This window comes from Dietzia sp. B44 (assembly GCF_014145245.1).
Lineage (GTDB): Bacteria > Actinomycetota > Actinomycetes > Mycobacteriales > Mycobacteriaceae > Dietzia > Dietzia natronolimnaea.
Window position 1 is genome coordinate 1 of sequence record NZ_JAALEF010000324.1, and the last position, 5291, is coordinate 5291.

At 69.4% G+C, this 5291-nt stretch carries 3 protein-coding genes and 1 pseudogene; 1 reads left to right on the plus strand and 3 read right to left on the minus strand.

Annotation, left to right across the window (positions count from 1 at the left end):
- Together G6017_RS11145 and aceE are read right to left on the minus strand one after the other, a co-directional pair.
- Positions 1-716 (minus strand): annotated as a pseudogene (locus tag G6017_RS11145) (PucR family transcriptional regulator); the annotation flags it as partial.
- Positions 713-3508 carry a pyruvate dehydrogenase (acetyl-transferring), homodimeric type gene (aceE, locus tag G6017_RS11150; protein ID WP_179524990.1) on the minus strand — a complete coding sequence of 932 codons (2796 nt, stop codon included), beginning with the start codon at positions 3506-3508 and terminating at the stop codon, positions 713-715. The gene aceE and the pseudogene G6017_RS11145, both read right to left, overlap by 4 nt.
- 310 nt (positions 3509-3818) lie before the next feature.
- Here aceE and G6017_RS11155 point away from each other — a divergent pair, with 310 nt between their 5' ends.
- Positions 3819-4253 carry a DUF3052 domain-containing protein gene (locus tag G6017_RS11155; protein WP_182609628.1) on the plus strand — a complete coding sequence of 145 codons (435 nt, stop codon included), beginning with the start codon at positions 3819-3821 and terminating at the stop codon, positions 4251-4253.
- A gap of 191 nt (positions 4254-4444) precedes the next feature.
- On the opposite strand, the gene G6017_RS11160 is transcribed toward G6017_RS11155, so the two are convergent.
- The coding region (locus G6017_RS11160; protein ID WP_182617370.1) for an RCC1 domain-containing protein at positions 4445-5291 on the minus strand (847 nt) is incomplete at its 5' end.

A 5291-nucleotide genomic window follows, 5' to 3' on the forward strand; every position in this document is an offset into this window, starting at 1 on the left:
CTGCCCGCCGCGACGGCGGCCTTGTGCGTGGCGGGCACGGACGCCAGCCCCAGATCCGCCCTGGGGCGCCCCACGATGACGGTGGCAGCGGTGGTCGGATCCCAGTTGAGCGCCGAGGCCCCGGAGGCGAGATCGGCGTGCCGGTCCCCGCGGACGACGGCGTCGACCAGCATCGCCTCCATGCGGGTGTCCCAGGCGCCCCGGTGCTCGGCGGCGGCCGCGTACACCGAGGCAGCGGTGAAGCCGAGCTCGCGACCGAACTTCAGCACCGCCGCGATCATGAGCCCGCGCTGGCGCTCGTTGTGGGTGATCCGCGGCATGACCAGCTCGAAGTACTCGCACGTGGAGCGGACGAGCTGCACGGTCTCCTGCAGGGACAGGCCCTGACCGAGGCCCTTGGGCAGAAGCTTGAACCCCGCGATCGTGTCGGTGTGCGGGGCCTCGGGGTTGCGCATCCAGGTGACGAAGTCGCGCACGGCGCTCTGGATGATCAGCTGGATCTCCGCCCGTTGATCGGCGGACAGCCCGGCGAAGAACGGCAGGTCCTCCTCGAGGGACCGGACCGCTTCCGTCGACAGCGTCCCCGAGTACCGGGTGATGCGCTTGAGTAGCGCATCCGAGACCGGTCGCTGATCCGGAGCCCTCGCGGATCGGCGCCGTGACGGCTGTACGGTCTGTGGCCCGGCCCCCGCCGCGGGTCCGGTCGTCTCGGTCACGCCACCCCGGGATCCGTCGTGGGCTCGGGCGCCGCCATGACGTCGTCGATCTTGTACAGGCGGGCCGCCTCGAGCAGGGTGCGCTTCTCGAGGCTGCCCTCGCGGACCAGCCCGGCGAGGACCGCGACGATGATCGATTCGGCGTCGGTGTTGAAGAAGCGACGCGCAGCCGGTCGGGTGTCGGAGAACCCGAATCCGTCGGTGCCCAGGACGGTGAAGTCACCGGGGACCCATCCGCGGATCTGGTCCGGCACCGCCTTCTGGTAATCGCTCACGGCGACCTTCGGTCCCTCGCTGCCTTCGAGAGACGCGGTGACGAACGGGGTCCGGGCATGCTGATCCGGGTGTCGGAGCTCGTGGCGTTCACACTCGTAACCGTCCCGTGCCAGTTCGTTCCACGAGGTGGCCGACCAGAGATCGGCGGCCACGTCCCACCGCTCGGCCAGGGTCTTCTGGGCTTCGGCGGCCGCGTACATCGCGACACCCGAGGCGAGGATCGAGGCCTTGTGCGCGCCCTTCTCGGCCTTGCGGAAGAGGTACAACCCCCGGAGCAGGGCGTCGGAGTCCAGATCCTCGGGCTCCGGCGGCTGCGGGACGGGCTCGTTATAGAGGGTGATGTAGTACGACACGTTGCGGTCGATCCCGTCGGTGTCGTTCTCATGGGCGGCGCCCGGCCCGTACATCCGCTCGATCCCCGCGCGCATGATGTGGGCGAGCTCGAAACCCCATGCGGGGTCGTACGAGATGATCCCCGGGTTGGTGGCGGCGAGAAGCGGTGAATGGCCGTCCATGTGCTGCAGCCCCTCACCGGTGAGGGTGGTTCGGCCGGCGGTGGCGCCGAGCAGGAACCCGCGGGCGAGCTGGTCCGAGGCCGCCCAGATGGCGTCTCCGGTGCGCTGGAAACCGAACATCGAGTAGAAGATGTACAGCGGGATCATGGGCTCACCGTGGGTCGCATACGCGGTGCCGGCGGCGGTGAACTCGGCCACCGACCCGGCCTCGCTGATCCCCTCGTGCATGATCTGGCCCGTCTTGGACTCCTTGTAGCTGAGCATGAGGTCGTGGTCGACGGAGGTGTAGTTCTGCCCGTGCGGGTTGTAGATCTTCAGGGTCGGGAACCACGAGTCCATCCCGAAGGTCCGCGCCTCGTCCGGGATGATCGGGACCAGACGATCGCGTAGCGACTCGTCCCGCATGAGCTCCTTGCAGGTGCGGACCAGGGCCATCGTGGTGGCGACCGACTGCTTTCCCGAACCCTTGCGGAGCGAGGCCAGGGAATCGATGTCCGGGACGGAGAGCGGGGTGAAGGTCTGGCGCCGCTCGGGCACGTGCCCGCCCAGCGCGTTCCTCCGCTCGAGCATGTAGCGGATCTCCGGCGAGTTGGGCCCCGGGTTGTAGTACGGGGGCAGCGTCGGGTCGGCCTCCAGTTCCTCGTCCGTGATGGGGATGAGCTGCTTGTCGCGGAACAGCTTGAGGTCGTCCAGCGTCAGCTTCTTCATCTGGTGCGCGGCGTTGCGGCCCTCGAAGTTCTGGCCCAGACCGAAACCCTTGACCGTGTGCGCGAGGATCACCGTGGGCTGACCGGTGTGCTCGAGCGACGCCTTGTAGGCGGCGTGGATCTTCCGGTAGTCGTGCCCGCCGCGGCGGAGGGCCCAGATCTCGTCGTCGGTCATGTCCTCGACGAGCTTGGCCGTGCGGGGATCACGGCCGAAGAAGTGCTCGCGGATCCAGGCGCCGTCATTGGCGCGGAACGTCTGGTAATCACCGTCCGAGACGGAGTTCATGAGGGAGACGAGCGCACCCTCGGTGTCCTTCTCGAACAGCGCGTCCCACTCGCGGCCCCACACGACCTTGATGACGTTCCATCCGGCGCCCCTGAAGTACGACTCCAGCTCCTGGACGATCTGCCCGTTGCCGCGGACCGGGCCGTCGAGGCGCTGGAGGTTGCAGTTGATGACGAAGGTCAGGTTGTCGAGCGCGTCGTTCGCGGCCACCTGCAGGGCTCCGCGCGAGTCGACCTCGTCCATCTCACCGTCGCCGAGGAACGCCCACACGTGCTGCTGGGAGGTGTCCTTGATCCCGCGGTTGTGCAGGTAGCGGTTGAACCGCGCCTGATAGATGGCGTTCATGGGCCCGAGGCCCATCGACACCGTGGGGAACTCCCAGAACTCGGGTAGGCAGCGGGGATGGGGGTAGGAGGGAAGTGAGCGTCCGGGGTGGCTCTTCTCCTGCCGGAACCCGTCGAGGTCGTGCTCGCGGAGGCGACCCTCGAGGTAGGCGCGTGCGTACATGCCGGGTGAGGCGTGCCCCTGGAAGAAGATGTGGTCACCACCCCCGGGGTGGTCCTTGCCGCGGAAGAAGTGGTTGTAGCCGACCTCGTACAGCGGGGCCGCGCCCGCGTAGGTGGAGATGTGGCCGCCCACACCGATGCCGGGCCGCTGGGCGCGGTGGACCATGATGGCCGCGTTCCAGCGGATCCAGCGCCGGTAGGTGCGCTCCACCGACTCGTCGCCCGGGAACTCGGGTTCGAGGCTGGTGGGGATCGTGTTGACGTAGTCCGATGAGGTGAGAGCCGGAAGGGGAACCCGCTGCTTGGAGGCGCGCTCGAGGAGCCTGAGCATGAGGTAGCGCGCCCGCTCGGGGCCCGCCTCCGCGAGCATGCCGTCGAGGGAGTCCATCCACTCCTGCGTCTCCTCGGGGTCCGAGTCCGCGAGATAGGACGCGACCCCCTCCCGGAGGACCGGCACGTTGGTGGGTGCGGAACCATCTCGGGTGCCTACGGTCTCGGTCATGCGTCTCGTCCTCACTTCTGCGATACGTACAGCGGCGACCCGGTGGGGTCACCACACATGTCGGGGTGCAGTGTCCGGTCGACCGCACGCGCCGCGGGTGTGTGGCGGATGGCGAGGTCGACCGGCCACGGGCCGTCGTCGGCCCATGACTTCCTCTGATTGTGCCCCAAAGCGTGATGCGCGACACGGGGCTGCGCTCTGACCGCCCAAATAGGCGGTAGTCGTTTCCCGTGGGAGGGTGCGCGGGTAGTGTTCCTGGTCAGCGAAAGACCAAGACGAACGAAGTCGGATACGAGGGAGGAACACCACGGTGGTCGCCGCGGCGAACCAGCAGGACGGGGCGGATCAGATTGCTGGTCAGCTCGAACTGACGAAGGACATGCTCGTTCAGGAGGTCGGATGGGATTCCGACTGTGACGAGTCGATCAGTGAGGCCGTCGAGGACGCCGTCGGGTCGGAGCTGCTGGAGGAGGACACGGACGAGATCGTCGACGCGGTACTGCTCTGGTGGCGCGACGGCGACGGCGACCTGGTGGACAGGCTCATGGACGTCGTGACCCCGTTGGCGGAGGAGGGTTCCGTGTGGGTCCTCACCCCCAAGACGGGGAACGACGGCCACGTGGAGCCCTCGGTCATCGCCGAGTCGGCCCAGACCGCCGGGATGCTCCAGACCCGCACCGCGGCCCTGGGGGACTGGGCGGGAAGCCGCCTGGCGCTGCGGAAGAACAGCATTCCGCGGAAGTAGAACGCCATTCCGCGGTCGTGATCGCACCCCCCGGGGGTGCTCGGCCGCCCGGCGGTGGGGCACCAGAACCGGGATGAGTTGATCTCACGAACACCGGCACCCGAGGTGCCGGTGTTCTCTCATGCACCGTGCGGGCACGCGGGACCGGAGGCGTGTCCGGGCGCCCTGTCGGTCGGCCGCCCGGTCGCCGGTCAGCCGTCCGGTCCGAGCAGGACGACCCCGCCGGACACCGACTGGGCGGGCCCCGGCAGCGGAACGCGGTAGGGGCGCCGGTCCTCGCCGGCGTACGGGGCAGCCCGGAGGCCGCCGCCCCAGGCCCACAGGTTTCCCGTCCGGTCGATCCCGTACGACGAGGCACCTGAGGCGCCGATCCACTCCATCGGCGGCACGCCGACCACCTGCTGCGGCGAGGCGGTGGAGGTGTCCTCGGCGTCCCCGTCGCCGAGCATCCCGGAGACGATGCGTCCCCACGCCCAGACGTGCCCGTCGGAATCCCGCGCGAGCGCGAAGTCGTTTCCGCCGGCCACCTGGACGATGTCGGTCAGCCCCTCGATCCTGACCGCCCGCGGGCTCTGACCTCCACGCGGTTCGACGCCCAGCAGTCCGTGGACGTTGTTGCCCCACGCGCACACCTCTCCGGTGCTGGTGGCGATGACGGCGGCCCCTCCCGGGTTGGCCACGCTGACGGCACCCGGGACGTCCCGGATCGTGCGGACCAGCGTCCCGTCCGGCTCGCCGATCACCTGGGTGAGATTGATCCCCCACCCCTGCACCCTGCCGTCGGAGCGCAGGGCGAGGACGTTGAGTTGCCCGTCGGCCACCTCGATCACGTTCTCGACCTTGGGGACCGGGCCCGGGGTGGGCTGCTGACGCTCGGCTCCGCGGTGGCCCCCGCTCGCGATGAACGAGTCGCCCCACGCGGTCACGGATCCGTCGGAGTGGGTGGCGAGGAACGCTCCACCGACCGCCGCCACGGAGGTGGCGTCCCGGACGCCGGGCACCTTCTGTGGCAGCGCCGCCGCGGGCCCGGCGGGCGTG